Annotated in this window: 14 protein-coding genes; 7 read left to right on the top strand and 7 right to left on the bottom strand. The window is 71.7% G+C overall.

Annotated features, from left to right (window positions below):
* Positions 1 to 338: 338 nt before the first annotated feature.
* Positions 339 to 1,241, bottom strand: coding sequence for a LysR family transcriptional regulator (locus tag QI554_RS03685; RefSeq protein ID WP_281465749.1), 903 nt, complete (start codon positions 1,239 to 1,241; stop codon positions 339 to 341).
* 97 nt (positions 1,242 to 1,338) lie between these two features.
* Here QI554_RS03685 and QI554_RS03680 point away from each other — a divergent pair, with 97 nt between their 5' ends.
* Entirely contained in the window at positions 1,339 to 3,021 is a 1,683-nt protein-coding gene (locus tag QI554_RS03680) for an MFS transporter (protein WP_281465746.1), read from the top strand.
* A gap of 88 nt (positions 3,022 to 3,109) precedes the next feature.
* Complete coding sequence (locus tag QI554_RS03675; protein ID WP_281465744.1) at positions 3,110 to 3,310, top strand: hypothetical protein; 201 nt, start codon at positions 3,110 to 3,112, stop codon at positions 3,308 to 3,310.
* 139 nt (positions 3,311 to 3,449) lie between these two features.
* On the opposite strand, the gene QI554_RS03670 is transcribed toward QI554_RS03675, so the two are convergent.
* Together QI554_RS03670 and QI554_RS03665 are read right to left on the bottom strand one after the other, a co-directional pair.
* Positions 3,450 to 4,508 (bottom strand): TIGR03617 family F420-dependent LLM class oxidoreductase, encoded by a 1,059-nt coding sequence (locus tag QI554_RS03670; RefSeq protein WP_281465742.1) that lies wholly within the window; start codon positions 4,506 to 4,508, stop codon positions 3,450 to 3,452.
* A complete protein-coding gene (locus QI554_RS03665) occupies positions 4,505 to 5,356 on the bottom strand; it encodes an enoyl-CoA hydratase/isomerase family protein (protein WP_281465740.1) in 852 nt (283 codons plus the stop codon). The genes QI554_RS03670 and QI554_RS03665 overlap by 4 nt, the downstream gene beginning before the upstream one ends.
* A gap of 90 nt (positions 5,357 to 5,446) precedes the next feature.
* On the opposite strand from QI554_RS03665, the gene QI554_RS03660 reads away from it, so the two are divergent.
* Both QI554_RS03660 and QI554_RS03655 read left to right on the top strand, forming a co-directional pair.
* Positions 5,447 to 6,262 (top strand): SDR family oxidoreductase, encoded by an 816-nt coding sequence (locus QI554_RS03660; RefSeq protein ID WP_281465738.1) that lies wholly within the window; start codon positions 5,447 to 5,449, stop codon positions 6,260 to 6,262.
* A gap of 240 nt (positions 6,263 to 6,502) precedes the next feature.
* Positions 6,503 to 7,003 (top strand): RICIN domain-containing protein, encoded by a 501-nt coding sequence (locus tag QI554_RS03655; protein WP_281465736.1) that lies wholly within the window; start codon positions 6,503 to 6,505, stop codon positions 7,001 to 7,003.
* Positions 7,004 to 7,117: 114 nt separating this feature from the next.
* On the opposite strand, the gene QI554_RS03650 is transcribed toward QI554_RS03655, so the two are convergent.
* From QI554_RS03650 to QI554_RS03640, 3 genes are all read right to left on the bottom strand, one after another.
* The gene (locus QI554_RS03650; protein ID WP_281465734.1) at positions 7,118 to 7,597 is read right to left on the bottom strand and encodes a MarR family winged helix-turn-helix transcriptional regulator; all 480 of its coding nucleotides are present in this window, start codon (positions 7,595 to 7,597) and stop codon (positions 7,118 to 7,120) included.
* A 197-nt stretch (positions 7,598 to 7,794) separates the two neighbouring features.
* Positions 7,795 to 8,733: a cyclase family protein gene (locus QI554_RS03645; RefSeq protein ID WP_281465732.1), complete on the bottom strand. Its 939-nt coding sequence runs from the start codon at positions 8,731 to 8,733 to the stop codon at positions 7,795 to 7,797.
* 35 nt (positions 8,734 to 8,768) lie between these two features.
* Positions 8,769 to 9,875 carry an alcohol dehydrogenase catalytic domain-containing protein gene (locus QI554_RS03640; protein ID WP_281465730.1) on the bottom strand — a complete coding sequence of 369 codons (1,107 nt, stop codon included), beginning with the start codon at positions 9,873 to 9,875 and terminating at the stop codon, positions 8,769 to 8,771.
* A gap of 150 nt (positions 9,876 to 10,025) precedes the next feature.
* Here QI554_RS03640 and QI554_RS03635 point away from each other — a divergent pair, with 150 nt between their 5' ends.
* A complete protein-coding gene (locus QI554_RS03635; protein WP_281465728.1) occupies positions 10,026 to 11,105 on the top strand; it encodes a trypsin-like peptidase domain-containing protein in 1,080 nt (359 codons plus the stop codon).
* 6 nt (positions 11,106 to 11,111) lie between these two features.
* On the opposite strand, the gene QI554_RS03630 is transcribed toward QI554_RS03635, so the two are convergent.
* Complete coding sequence (locus QI554_RS03630; RefSeq protein ID WP_281465726.1) at positions 11,112 to 11,681, bottom strand: Uma2 family endonuclease; 570 nt, start codon at positions 11,679 to 11,681, stop codon at positions 11,112 to 11,114.
* Positions 11,682 to 12,016: 335 nt separating this feature from the next.
* On the opposite strand from QI554_RS03630, the gene QI554_RS03625 reads away from it, so the two are divergent.
* On the top strand, positions 12,017 to 12,751 hold the full coding sequence (locus QI554_RS03625; RefSeq protein ID WP_281465724.1) for a response regulator transcription factor: 735 nt from the start codon (positions 12,017 to 12,019) through the stop codon (positions 12,749 to 12,751).
* Positions 12,751 to 14,187 carry a sensor histidine kinase gene (locus tag QI554_RS03620; protein WP_281465722.1) on the top strand — a complete coding sequence of 479 codons (1,437 nt, stop codon included), beginning with the start codon at positions 12,751 to 12,753 and terminating at the stop codon, positions 14,185 to 14,187. The genes QI554_RS03625 and QI554_RS03620 overlap by 1 nt, the downstream gene beginning before the upstream one ends.
* Positions 14,188 to 14,265 lie beyond the last annotated feature (78 nt).

The raw sequence follows: 14,265 nt of genomic DNA, 5'->3' as shown, positions 1-14,265 counted from the left end.
AGGGCCTGTCCGTTTCTGTGCTGTGCATGAACTGTGTGCGAGGCAGGGCGTGCACGTGACACGTGTCACCACAAGGGCGCACGTGACCGCTCTTGACATACGGAGATGGACGGACGGCCGGTTCAGCGCTCGCCGCGAGCTGCCAACCGAATCCCCGGTTGGGGCTCCGATCCGAACTGGTTGACAGTGTTTAGCATGTGGTTACGTCACTGTGAAGACACATCTCGCCGGTGTTAACCGTTGTGTCCCACCTGTGATGCAGGCCATTAACTGACGCACCGTCAGGTGAACAGCATGGCCACTCGGCGGAGAAAGTCAAGGCCTGGACGTGACGCCGGTCATAGAGCACAATCCGGGGCGGCCTCGCGCACCACCCGGTCGAGGTCGAGCACCCGCGGGCCCGGCGCCTCGCGCGGCCACACCAGCGCCAGACTGGTGTCCGGCAGGTCCCTGATCGGGACGAACGCGACGCCGCGGCCCCGGTTGAACTGCGCGCTCGGATGGCAGATCACCATCGCCGCGCGGTCCGCGGCGACCGTCGTCATCGCGGCCTGGAACGTCCGCACCCGCGGCCCGCGGGCGATCGGCAGGCCGCCCGGCGTACGGGTCGGGGCGAACAGTTCACGCCACGCGGCCGGCGCGGGCTCGTCGATGTCGACCATCGCGCACGCGGCCAGGTCCTCCGCACCGACCGACGCGCGCGCCGCCAGCGGATGCCGCTCCGACACGGCGAGCACCTGCGGCGCCCCGGAAAACGCCCGGCCCACCGCGAGGTCCGGCTCCGCGACCGGCAGACACACGAACGCGGCGTCCACCTCGCCCCGCCGGATCGGCCCGAACGGATCGTTGAGCGCCAGCTCGTCGACGCCGACCTCGACGTCGGGATACCGCAGCGCGTACGCGTCGAGCACGCCCATCAGGCTCCGGTTCGGCGTCCCGACGAACCCGACCCGCAGCCGCCCGGCGACCCCACGAGCGAGATCCCGCGCCCCGGCCACGACCTCGTGCAGAGCCGCATACGCCGGCCGCAGCTCCCCGACGAACCGCTCCCCCAACGGGGTCAACGCCACCCTCCGGCTGGACCGCTCCAGCAACCGCCCCCCGATCCGCGACTCCAGCGCCCGCAACAGCTGGCTGACCCGCCCCTGCGACACATAAAGCCGCTCCGCCGCCCGCCCGAAGTGCAGCTCCTCACTGAGCACAAGAAAGCACTCGAGCTCACGAGCCTCCAGCCCATACACCCGCAACCGCCCCCTGGCCTCGATGGATTAGCCAGGTTAATGGACGGATAAGACCTTCGCCGTTGTTCGGGCCCTGCCCCGCGCGAAGGCTGACCCCATGCAAAGGATCAACGAGCCGACGCCCGGAACGGGCGTCGTGACACAAGGCTCGACGCACGCAGACGACGCGACGGGCACGGCAAGCACGACGACGGGCGCGGTGAGCGCCGGCGAGCACGCGGCCACCCACGCGGCGGGCGTAGCAAACACAGCGGGCGCGGCGAGCGCCGGCGAGCGTGCGCCCAGCCACAGCGCCGGCGCGGCGGGCCCGTCAAGCACGGGCGCCGCAGGCGCCGCGGGCGTTAGCGAGCACGCAGGCACCTACGTGACGGGCGCGCCGGGCACAACTGGCATGGGCAAGCACGTACCAAGCCCCGCAGCAAGCACGACGACGGGCGCGGCGAGCGCCGGCGAGCACGCGCCCAGTCTCACCGACGACGCGGCGAGCACCGCGCGCACTGCCGGCGCGGGGGCCGGCGCGGCGGCCGGCGGGCATGGGGCCGACCACGCCGGCAACGCTGTCGGCGAGCACACGGCCGGTGCACGCGAACCCGGCCTCTCCGAACCCCTCCCCCGTACCCGTTGGGCCGCCGTCGTCGCGGTCGCGTTCGGGACGTTCGCCGTCGTGACGACGGAAATGCTGCCGGTCGGGTTGCTGACGCCCATCGCGACCGGGCTGGACGTGTCCGACGGGACGGCCGGGATTGCCATGACCGTGTGTGGGATCGTCGCGACCGTCGCCGCGCCTGTGCTCACTGTCGCGGTGGGGCGGCTTGATCGGCGGGTTGTGCTGGTTGCGATGACGGCGCTGTTGCTTGCGTCGAATGTTCTTTCCGCGCTCGCGCCGAACTTCGGGCTGTTTCTCGTCGCGCGGGTGCTCGTCGGGCTGAGCGTGGGCGGGTTCTGGGCCATCGGGGCCGGGATCGCCGGGCGGTTGGCGGCGCCTGAGGACGTCGGCCGGGCCAGTGCCGTGGTGTTCGGCGGGGTCGCGGTCGCGTCCGTGCTCGGGGTTCCGGTCGGGACACTGGTCGGTGCGCGCTGGGGCTGGCGCTGGGCGTTCGGCGCGATGGCGGGATTCGCTCTGGTGGTGCTCGTCGTCCTGCTCTTCGTGCTGCCGAAGCTGACGGCGCAGGCGGCGCTGCGGGCCGGTGACTTCCCCAAGGTGCTGCGGGAGCGGCCGGCGCGGGTGGCGCTGTTGGCGTTGCTGCTGCTCGTCGGCGGGCACTTCGCGGCCTACACCTATGTACGGCCGGTGTTGGAGGACCTCGCCGGGCTCGGCGCGGGCGCCGTCGGGGTGGTCCTCGTCGGGTACGGGCTCGCGGGCGTCGTGGGCAACTTCACGCTCGGGGTGGCGGCCGCCGGTCGGCTGCGGGTCACGGCGGTGCGGGCGTTCGCGCTGGTGGCGGGCTCGGTGCTGGTGCTGCCGGTGGCCGGGGTCTGGGCTCCGGCGGCGGTCGCGCTGATCCTGGTGTGGGGAGTCGGGTACGGCGCGGTGCCGGTCAGCCTGCAGGTGTGGATGGCGCAGAGCACGCCGAAGGCGCCCGAGGCCGGCTCGGCGGTGTTCGTGACGGCGTTTCAGATCGCGATCTCGATGGGGTCGGTCGCGGGCGGGCTGGTCGCGGACCACGTCGCGGTCCGGGCGGCGCTGTTCCTCGGCGGCGGCCTGGCACTCGCCGCACTCGCATGCGTGTTCGCCGGTTTGACCCGCCGCATACCCGAAGGGTCACTCAATCGAGTGTAAACACGAAAATCAGCCGCACTTCCCGGAGTTCGGGAGTTGACTGGGTGGCTTCCTGCCTTCCACTCCATCCCCGAGGAAGGGGCGGCATATGAAGATCGGCGACCCGGTGATGGCCGGGACCGACATCGAGAGCTGGAGCAAACCGTACGTACCGCGCGACGCCGAGGGGGTGGTGACCGACGTCGGGTTCCGGGGCGTCTCGGTCGCCTTCACCGTCCCCGGCGTGATGGGCGGCACGCGTCAGGTGATGGTCACTGTCCGGCCGGAGCAACTGATCCCGTTGTCCTAGCCGCGCGCCCGTCCGGCCCGGGCTCCGGGCCCCACGAGCCGCCGTCCCCGTCGGCACCCACCCGCCGTCGGAGCGGCCCTCCGGCCGTCGGTCCCGCCGCACCGTGAGGCGCGGGCGGGCCGGCGGCCGGAGTGAACCGTCAGCCCAGCTTGCGCCAGTCCGCCGCCACCTGGGCCCAGCGCTCCACGACCTCGGGCGACTTCCACGTGCCGACGGCCGAGTACGCGACGAGCCGGTCCGCCTTCCCCCGGTACCGGTCGGCCAGCGCACCCGCCAGGCCGCCCCACGGGGCGCTCACCGTCAGCGCGTCGAGCACCTCGTCGGTGATCGCCTCGCCCATCCCCGCACTGTCCTTCGCCGCGAAGAGCCGGTTCAGGCGCGGCTGGAGGTCGTCCCAGCCGTGCGTCTCGAAGACCTTCGCGTAGCCGGGGGTCGAGCCGTAGAACGCCAGCCGCATGCGCAGTTTGTCGCGTTCGCGGTCGACCTCCTCGTCGGTCTCGCCGGTGGCGGTCATGACGGGCACCACGAGCGCGATGTCCGCCGGGTCACGGTCGGCCCGCGCCGCGCCCGCGGCGAGTTCGGGCCGGACGACCTCGTCGAGGTAGCGGACGCTGTGCAGCGGGTGGACGTGCAGGCCGTCGCCGACCTCGCCGATCATCCGCAGCATCCACGGGTTGACGCCGGCGAGGTAGATCTCCGGGTCCGGCAGGTCGACGGGCCCCGGCGACCACTCCGGTGTCATGAGCGTGAACTTGTAGAACTCGCCCTGGTAGCGCAGGCGTTCCTCGCCGCGGAAGGCCCGCCAGATGGCCCGCACGGACTCCACGTACTCGCGCAGGCGCGGCCCGGGGTGGTCGAAGGCCGCCGAGTAGCGGCGTTCGACGTGGGCGCGCACCTGGGTGCCGAGGCCGAGGATGAACCGGCCCCCGGTGGCCTCCTGGAGTTCGCGCGCGGCGGCCGCGGCGATCATCGGGCTGCGCGCGAACGCGACGGCGATGCCCGTGCCGACGGTGAGCGTCGAGGTGGCCAGCGCGGCGGCGGTCGCGGCGCCGAACGCGGTGCGGCCGCCCTCGGTGAGCCACAGCCCGTCGAAGCCGGCGCGTTCCGCGGCGGCGGCGGTCTCGGCGGTGCCGCGCAGGCCCTGGCCGGCCGCCATGACGTCGAGCGGCGGGAGGGGTACGGCTGCGGCTTGGGTCACGTCTGGTGCTCCTGTTCCTCAAGGTCCTGCACACGATGCCAGTCCTCGCCCACCCGCGAGGTCCACTGCGGCGGGCGCCGCTCCATCCAGGCGAGCGCGCCTTCCCTGGCGTCCGGCCCGCCCATGAGCAGGCGGTGGTACGCGGTTTCGGCGCGCTCGACGGCGTCGGGCCCGGCGTCGTCCCGCCACAGCAGCCGCTTGGTGAGCGCGGCGGACAGCGGGTTGACGTTGAGCGCGATGTCGCGCGCGGTCTCCAGCGCGGCGTCGAGCACCTGGTCGGCGGGCAGGACGCGCGAGGCGATGCCGAGGGCGAGCGCCTCGGTGCCGAGGAAGGTGCGGCCGGTCAGCAGGATGTCGGCGGCGACGGCGCGCGAGGTGGCGCGCGGGAGTGTCCAGTGCGAGCGGGCGTCGGGCACCATGCCGCGGCGCACCTGCGGGATGGCGAGTTTGGCCTCGGCGGCGATGTAGCGGATGTCGCACTCCATCGCGAGCGTGAGCCCGATGCCGATGGCGTGGCCGTTGACCGCGGCGATGACCGGCTTGCGGATGCGCCACGCGGGCGGGTCGACGGGCGAGGCGCTGAACGCCTTCGGCGCCTTGGGCGCGCCGAAGCTGTCGGCCTCGGGGGTGAGGTCGGCGCCCGCGCAGAACGCCCGTCCGGCGCCGGTCAGGACCACCGCGCGGACGCTGTCGTCGGCGTCGCATCGCGCATAGGCTGCGCCGAGTGAGGAACCCATGCCGCCGGAGAAGACGTTGAGCTTGTCGGGTCGGTCGAGTGTGACGACCGCGACGCCGTCGACGATGTCGAGCCGCACGGGCTCGGAGGAGATTTCGGCTGAGGTACCCACCCAGCGCACGCTAAGCAGCACACTTGACCGTGTCAAGCGATGACTTATACGTTGGCCAGGCTCCCGCACGACCCTGAGGAGAAACCCTTCATGACCAGCCCGTTCAGCTACGAAGGCAAGCGCGTCGTCGTCACCGGCGGCTTCTCGGGCGTGGGCGCGGCCCTCGTCGAGCTGCTGACCGAGCTCGGTGCCGAGCACATCACGGTGCTGGACATCAAGGAGCCGACCGGGTCGGCGCAGAAGTTCATCCAGACCGACCTCAACGACGCGGCCTCGATCGACGCCGCGATCGCCGAGATCACCGCCGACGGCCCGGTGCACGCGCTGTTCAACAACGCGGGCGTCGCCGGAACGCTCCCGGCGCCGGTCGTCTTCGGCATCAACTACCTGGGCCTGCGCCGCCTCACCGAGGCGCTCGTCGAGAACGGCACGCTGTCGTCCGGAGCGGCGATCGTCAACACCGCCTCGATCGCGGGCTTCGGCTGGGCGCCGCACCTCGAGGACATCAAGGCGCTCATCGCGATCGACGGCTGGGACGAGGCGCAGGCCGAGCTGGCCTCGCGCGAGGTCGACGCGTACTCCTACTCCAAGGAGATCGTGCAGGTCTACACGATGCACTACGCGCGCACCGCGGCCGGCAAGGGCCTGCGCGTCAACAGCATCTGCCCGTCGCCGATCGACACCCCGCTGCTGCCGGACTTCCGCAAGACGATGAGCGACAAGGTCATCGACTGGAACGTCTCGCAGGGCAACGGCCGCCTGGCCACCGGCCGCGACGTCGCGCTCGGCCTGGCCTTCCTGGGCGCCGACGCCTCGGCGTTCATCAACGGCGTGAACATCAACCTCGACGGCGGCTTCAACGCCGGCCTGACCGTGGGCAACCTCGACTTCTCCGGCCTGGCCTGACGCCCCGCGGCCCGAGCCCCGCCCGACGTCCGCTCGGGCTCGGGTTCAGGTCCCCGGCCAACTCCCGGAGAACACCCGGGCAACGCCGCCGGGACGCCGCACGAAAGGTGCCGCGAAGCCGCCCATCACGCGGAACTCCCGCGCGAACAGGACAGCTTCGCGGCACATCGCGTTCCTACGCTCGCACCCCGAGACGGCCCGGCAACCGGGCCCGTCCGACGAGCAAGGGGACTCCGCACGATGAAGGCAGTACGCCTGACCACCCTGGCCACGACGCTGTCCGGGCTCATGCTGTTCAGCGGGACGGCGTCGGCGCAGGCCGGGTCGGTCACCTGGCAGCCCATCTACAACGGCAACAGCAGCAAGTGCCTGGAGATCGAGAACAGTTCGGGCAGCAACGGGGCGCGCGCCCAGCAGTGGGCCTGCAAGGGCCAGACCGGCGCCCTGTGGCGGAAGATCTACACCAGCGACGACGGCGAGTTCGAGCTGCGCAACTACGACGGCAAGTGCCTCGAGGTCGAGAACTTCTTGACGGCGAACGGCGCGCGGGTGCAGCAGTGGACCTGCAAGGGTCAGCCCGGCTCGAAGTGGTTCCTGTACAACGGCGACATCCGCGGCCCGGTGTACGTGAACGCGAACAGCGGGAAGTGCCTCGAGGTGGAGAACTCGGCGACGTGGGACGGAGCGCGCGTACAGCAGTGGGACTGCGTGCGCCAGCCCGGTGCCTACTGGTGGACGTGACCTGAGCCCGGCACTCCGGGCATGCCGGAACCCGGGCCCGGGAAAGCGTTCCGGGCCCGGGGCGGTGGGAGCGAATCAGGCGCGTCAGCGCGAAGGAGGCGCGCCGGCGCCGCCCTAGGCGGTCTCGTCCTCGACGGTGCCGTGCAGCTCGGTGGCCGCCATGTCCTCGACGAAGCGGTTGAGGAGCTCGGCGAACGCCGCGCGGTCGGTGTCGCTCCACTTCGACAGCATCTCGCTGAGGTGCTGGTCCATCACCGAGGTGAGCCGGCGGCGCACGGCGTCGCCGCGCGGGGTCAGCGAGACGAGGCTGACCCGGCCGTCGTCGGGGCTCGGCGAGCGCTTGACGTAGCCCTCGCGCTCCAGCTGCCCGACCTGGCGCGCGGTGGCGCCCGGGTCCATGTTGGTCAGCCGGGCGAGCTCACCCATCGGCAGCGGCCCGGCCTTCTTGACCCGGCGCAGCAGCACGTACGCCGGCTGCGAGATGGTGGCCCCGGCGACCGCCGCCTGGCGTGCGTAGACGCGGCGGCTGGCGTGCCGCCGCAGGAGGGCTTCCAGCGCCCGCTGGATCGCCTCGACATTGTCGGTGGAGTTCACGATGCCATCGTATCAGTACTTGACTTCGTCAATTTAATATTCCGATTTCCACAACGTTACACCGAGCACTGTAATCGTCCTCGATGTAAGTCGGCGGCCGCCTCGGTCCCGACGGAGGAAACGAGACCGAGACGGCCAGACCCGGACGACGCCGAAGCGCCTATTCCGTGCCCGAAACTATGGCACCGGGAAAGAGATCAGACAATGGCAACCGGGTTGATAGGGCTACCGGTTGCCCCGGTCACCGGCAGCGGGGTCACGGTCAGCAGGCACGCGTACGTGCCCGCGTCCGCCATTCCGCGCGCCAGATCGGTCAGCCACAGGTGCTCCAGCAGCGGCACACCCGACTCCACGAGCAGTGCGATGTGCACCGACAGGAACGTCTCGTTGTCGAACGGGATCACCTCGATCGCGCTGTTGTCCGCCCCGACCAGCGCGATGTCGTGGTCCCTGACGAACGACACGGCGTCCAGCCCGATACCGGCCTGCGCGAACGGCACCTCACGGCCCGCCGCCGTCTCCGCCCGGAAGTTGTCCAGGTGGCCGGTGCGCAGCAGCAGCGCGTCCCCCGCCCGCACCTCGACGCCCTGCGCCTCGGCGCAGCCCTCGAGGTCGGCGCGCGTGACCGTGTAGCCCGGCTCCAGGAAGTCGACGCCCTTGTACGCCGGCAGGTCGAGCAGCACGGCGCGCACCGCGAACGCGCCGAGCTTCTCGATGCCGCACCGGCCCGCGCCCGTGTGCGAGCGGAACGTGTTCGCGTCGAACCCGTTGTAGAACCGGCCGCGGTGCTGCACGTGGCACAGCGCGTCCATGTGCGTGATGCTGTGCGACGCGATGACCAGCACGTCCTCGTTCGCGCCGACCTCCTTGCCGCCCGGGAAGTCCTCGAACTGGTTGTCGGTCTGGCTCGTCAGCGTCAGCCGCTGCGGCGCGCCCCGGTACTCGAAGATCGGCGCGCCCTCCCGCTGGATCGGCAGGCCCAGCGCGTACGCCTGCCCGGTCCGCACCTCGTGCGCCGCGGCCAGCACGCCCTTCGGCTCGATCAGGTTCAGCGCGCCGCGCTCGTCCTCCTCGCCCCACCGGCCCCAGTTGCCCACCGTGCCGCCTACCGTGCCGCCGACCGCCTGCTCAGCCATTCCGGTCCTCTCGTCAGAAGCTGTCCGAAGCCGGGTCAGAAAGCCAGCACGCCGCGCGCGATTCGGCCCGCGTGCATGTCGTCGAGCACGTCATGGAATCCGTCCGACGGGTAAACCTTGGACACCAAGGCGTCCAGATCGAACTTCCCCTGCCGGTAAAGCTCCACGATCGCGCGGATGTCCTCGTGCGGCCGCACGCCGCCCGCGCGCGTACCGAGAATGCCGCGGTCGCATTGCAGGAGATTCGCGATGCGGATGCTGGCGGTCGCGGTCTGCGACGGCTGGCCGACGGCGATCAGGGTGCCGCCCCAGTCGAGCGCCTCCATCGCGTTCTCCAGCACCGCCGGGACGCCCGTGCACTCGAAGATCCAGTCCACGCCGCCCGCGCCGAACGTGCCGACCTTCTGGGTCTCGCTGTACGGGAACAGCGTGCGGATCTCGTCGGCGACGTCCACGCCCCGGCCGGCCTGCACGAAGTCGGTCGCCCCGAACTGCCGCGCCAGGTCGAACTTGCCGGGCACCGTGTCCACGCCCACCACGCGGCCCGCGCCCTTGAGGCGCAGCGCCTGCACGGCGGCGAGGCCCACGCCGCCGAGGCCGATCACCGCGGCGGTCTGCCCCGGCAGCACGTTGGCGCGGTTCAGGACGGCGCCCGCTCCCGTCACGACGCCGCACGGCACGAGGCAGGCGGAGGTCAGCGGCACGTCGTCGGGGATCGTGACGCACTGGATCTCCTTGACCAGCGTCAGCTCCGCGTACGTCGACGCCCCCGCGAAGTTCCACACCGGCTCGCCGCCGACCGAGAACGGCGTGCTGCGGTTGCCCAGCGTCTGGCGGCAGCGGTTCGGGTGCCCGGTCTGGCAGTACCGGCACATGCCGCACGCCGCGATCGTCGTGATCACCACGTGGTCGCCCGGCTTGACCGCGGTGACCCCGGCGCCGACCTTCTCGACGACACCCGCGCCCTCGTGCCCCAGCACCGCGGGGGCCGGCCACTCGATGACGCCTTCCAGCACGCTCACGTCGCTGTGGCACACGCCCGTCGCGGCGATCCGCACCAGCACCTCGCCGGCCTCGGGGTCGCGGACCTCCACATCGTCCCGTATCTCGACGCCCTTGTCGGTGTGCAGGATCGCGCGCATGTACATCTCCTCAAAGCGGCTCGGAGCGCGGCACGGCGAGGTGATCCCCCGCCGACCGGCTCCGATTTAGCCACCGGCCCCTACAAGGGTCAAGGGACGATTCATGCCGCCCTCAGGGCTTTCTCAGAAAGCGGGCGGAGCGTGGTGGGCATGGATACGACACCGATGACACCTCAGCCGGACCCCGAGCGGCCCGGGCCCGAGCCGTGGACGGGGTACGGGGAGCAGCCCGGACACGAGCCGCGGCCCGGAGCCGACCCGCAGCCCCCGCTCTTCCACATCCAGCCGCCGGATCCGGCCACCGACGGCGGTGGCGGCGAGCCTCCCGCGGACGGGCCGACGCCGTCGCCTCTCCCGCCGCCCACTCCCCGGGCCCGGCCTCGGGCGCGCCGAGCCGTTGCCGTCCTCGTCGCGGCGGCCGTCGGCGCCGGGCTGGTCGGCGGGGTGGCGGGCGGGTTCATCGGCGCGGGCCTCGACGACTCCTCCGTCACCGCGACCGTGTCCGCCTCGGGCGCGGCGCCCGTCCAGTCCGTCAGCGACAAGGCCCTCACCGGCGTCTCCGCGGTGGCCGCGGCCGTCTCGCCGAGCGTCGTCGAGGTGACGGTCGAGACCCGGCAGGGCACCGGCACCGGGTCGGGCGTCGTCCTCACGTCCGACGGCAAGATCCTCACCAACGCCCACGTCGTCGACAACGCCGCCAACGGCACGCTGACCGTCACCCTCTCCGACGGCCGCACCGTGGACGCCACCGTCCTCGGCACCGACAGCGCCAGCGACCTCGCGGTCGTCCAGGCCAAGGGCGTCAGCGGGCTCAAGGCCGCCACGCTCGGCGACTCCGACACCGTGGCCGTCGGCGACCAAGTCGTCGCCATCGGCTCGCCGGAAGGGCTCACCGGGACCGTGACGTCCGGCATCGTCAGCGCGCTCAACCGCGAGGTGAAGGTGTCCGACGACACCGGGTCGAACTACCCCTTCAGCCCGACCCGTTCGTCCTCCGACACCACCACCTACAAGGCGATCCAGACCGACGCGTCCATCAACCCCGGCAACTCCGGCGGGCCCCTCCTCGACATGAGCGGCCGCGTGATCGGCCTCAACTCGGCCATCTACTCGCCGACTTCGGGAGCCCTCGGCTCCGACGCGGGCAGCGTCGGGCTCGGCTTCGCCATTCCGGTCAACCAGGTGAAGGCACTGATCAGCACCCTCACGAACGGCGCGGTGACCGCCTGAGCGGCGTCAGTCGGCGAAGAGCCCGGTGTCGACCTCCAGGTCGAACGGGCCGGGGAGCACGATCTTTCCGCCGAACGGTACCCGGCTGACCTGCTGATGCGCCCCGCCGCGTGGGTCCGCGTGCAGAGTCGCCGCAGGTCCGAGCGGATCGAACGCGTCAATGAGGAGGTACAGCGGCACGGGACCGTGCGCGTAGCCCCAGACCTTGGTCTTCCGATCATGCTGCGGATTGCCCGGCGAGGTGATCTCGACGACGAGCAGCGCGTGCTCGGCGGGTGCGGAGTACCCGCGCGCCGGCACCTCGTCCACCGGGTAGACCAGCAGATCGGGAACGAACAAGCCTTCAATCGCCGGCACGGTGATGCCTTGCGTCTGGTAAACGCCCCACTCTTCGGGCGTGTTCCGGACCAGAAGCCGGTGCAGTACCTGCGCGGCGTGGTTGTGGCGGTTCGCGAGCGGCGGCGACACCGTGAGCTCCCCCTCGATGATCTCGACCCTGCTGCCCTCGGGGGCTTCAAGGCTCGCCCAGGCGGCCAGCAACCACTCCCACGTAGTGCCGCACGATGCGGTGGTCACGGTCGGGCTCCTCTCGTCGCGATCACCCTGGCAAGCGCGGGGAGCGGCTCGCCTGGTTCCAGCAGCATGGCACTCAAAGGTGTCAACCTCACCGATTGTCCCGCGCGACACCAACCGGCGGCGCTATACGTGCGGCGACGATCCGGTCGGGGGTCGACCGAGCCTGCCGTTCTCATGCGGTTTTCAGACAAGGCTCAGCCCCGTCACATCGGGGGACGGCAAAGTAGGCGACACGTCGAAGGCCGCGAGCGCACTGCCATCCTCCCCCGCGGCGGCATGACAGCGTTGGGGCGGACCCTGCCGACTCGACCGAGGACCAGGAGCGGAACGAAGCGATGACCAGTCCGGCCAACGGCGGCGCACCGGCCAAGGTGCTGGTCGTCGACGACGAACCCGCGGTGCGCGAAGCACTCGAGAGCAGTCTGCGGTACGAGGGCTACACGGTGCTGCTCGCGCCCGACGGGCTCGCCGCCCTGGAGGCGGTGGAGCGGGACACCCCCGACCTGGTGATCCTCGACGTCCTCATGCCGCGCATGGACGGCCTCACCGCCGCGCGCCGGCTGCGCGGGCGCGGCGAGACCGTGCCGATCCTCATGCTGACCGCGCGCGACGCGGTCGGCGACCGGGTCACCGGGCTGGACGCCGGGGCCGACGACTACCTGGTCAAGCCCTTCGAGCTCGACGAGCTGTTCGCACGCGTGCGGGCGTTGCTGCGGCGCAGCTCGATGGCCGGGCCCGGAGCCGGCGACGCGGCCGACAGCGGCGTCCTGGAGTTCGCCGACCTGCGGATGGACACCCGCTCGCGTGAGGTCACCCGCGCGGGGCACGCGATCGAGCTGACCCGCACCGAGTACACGCTGCTGGAACTGCTGCTGTCCCACCCGAAGCAGGTGCTCACCCGCGAGCAGATCCTGCACAACGTGTGGGGCTTCGACTTCGAGCCGTCGTCGAACTCGCTCGACGTGTACGTCATGTACCTGCGCCGCAAGACCGAGGCCGGCGGCCTGCCCCGCATCGTCCAGACGGTGCGCGGCGTCGGCTACGTCCTGCGCGACCCGGGGACGTCGTGATGCGCCGCATGCCGCTGCGGGCCCGCCTGGCGCTGCTGACGGCGCTCGCGGTGGCCCTGGCGGTGGCGGCGGCCTCGACGGCCTGCTGGTTCCTGACGCGGGACCAGCTGATGTCGCAGATGGACGCGTCGTTGCGGGCGGTCCCCCCTGGCGTGCCGGGCATCAAGTTCACCGACGACTCCTGCCAGGTCCTGCCGAACGGTCGGCAACCCCAGGGCATCGACAAGGGCTTCACCGCGCAGACGGTGCAGGTCGTCCTTGCCAACGGCACGGTCTGCCCCGACCCGTTCGGCTACCAGATCCCGGCCTCGCAGGCGGACATCGACGTCGCGAACCGGAAGCTGAAGGAGACCATTCACGACGCCACGGACGAGAACGGCACGCACATGCGGGTCATCACCCGCCAGTCCAACCTGCATCCGCCGGAAGGAGTGCCTGAGCCGGGCGTATTCCCGAGCACCCAGAACGCGGCTGTCTCCGTCGCCCGCCCGCTGACGGACATCGACAACTCGCTCGACAACCTGGCCCTGCTCCTCGTCCTGGTCTCCGGCATCGGGGTGCTCGCGGCCGCGACGCTCGGCCTTCTCGTCGCCCGTGCCGCGCTCAAGCCGGTCGACCAGCTCACCGACGTCGTCGAGCACATCGCAAGAACCGAGGACCTCGACACGACGATCCCCGTCGAGGGCAAGGATGAAATCGCCCGCCTGGGCACGTCCTTCAACGCGATGACCGGCGCGTTGAAGGCGTCGCGTGAACGCCAGCAGCGCCTGATCGCCGACGCCGGGCACGAGCTCCGTACGCCGCTGACCAGCCTCCGCACGAACACCGACCTGCTCCTGCGCAGCGAGGAGCAGGGCCGTCCGCTCCCGGACGCCGACAAGAAGCGGCTGCTGCGCAACGTGCGCGGGCAACTGCGCGAGCTGTCGGGGCTCGTCGGGGACCTGCTGGAGCTGGCCCGCCCCGAGCGGACCCGCGCGACACCCGTCACCGGGGTCGCCGCCCTGCACACCGCGGTCGAACAGGCCGTCGAGCGCGCCCAGATGCGCGGGCACGAGACGGTCTTCGACGTCGACCTCGAACCCTGGTACGTCCGGGGCGACGAGGCGGCGCTGGAGCGGGCCGCGCTGAACCTGCTCGACAACGCGGTCAAGTTCGGCCCGCCCGACGGCACCATCGAAGTACGGCTGAGACAAGGCGAGTTGACGGTCCGCGACCGCGGGCCCGGCGTCGACCCGGCGGACGCGCCGTACGTGTTCGAGCGGTTCTGGCGCTCGGACTCGGCCCGCGCCCTGCCGGGTTCGGGCCTGGGCCTGGCCATCGTGGCCCGCGCGGTCGCGGAGAGCGGCGGGACGGTCGACCTGGAGCCGGCCGAGGGCGGCGGCACCCTGGCCCGCGTCCGCCTGCCGGGCACGGCGACCCGTCCCGGCGGCGACTGAACCCGTGCCGTGACGCACGTCGGGCCCGGGCCCCCGGGCGGGCGGGCCGGGGCCCCCAGGGCACCCCCGGGGAGTCGC

The sequence above is a fragment of the Yinghuangia seranimata genome (assembly GCF_029953285.1).
In the GTDB taxonomy this organism is placed as follows: domain Bacteria; phylum Actinomycetota; class Actinomycetes; order Streptomycetales; family Streptomycetaceae; genus Yinghuangia; species Yinghuangia seranimata.
Note: the sequence above shows the minus strand (reverse complement) of the source record. Positions and strands in the feature narration are given on the sequence as shown.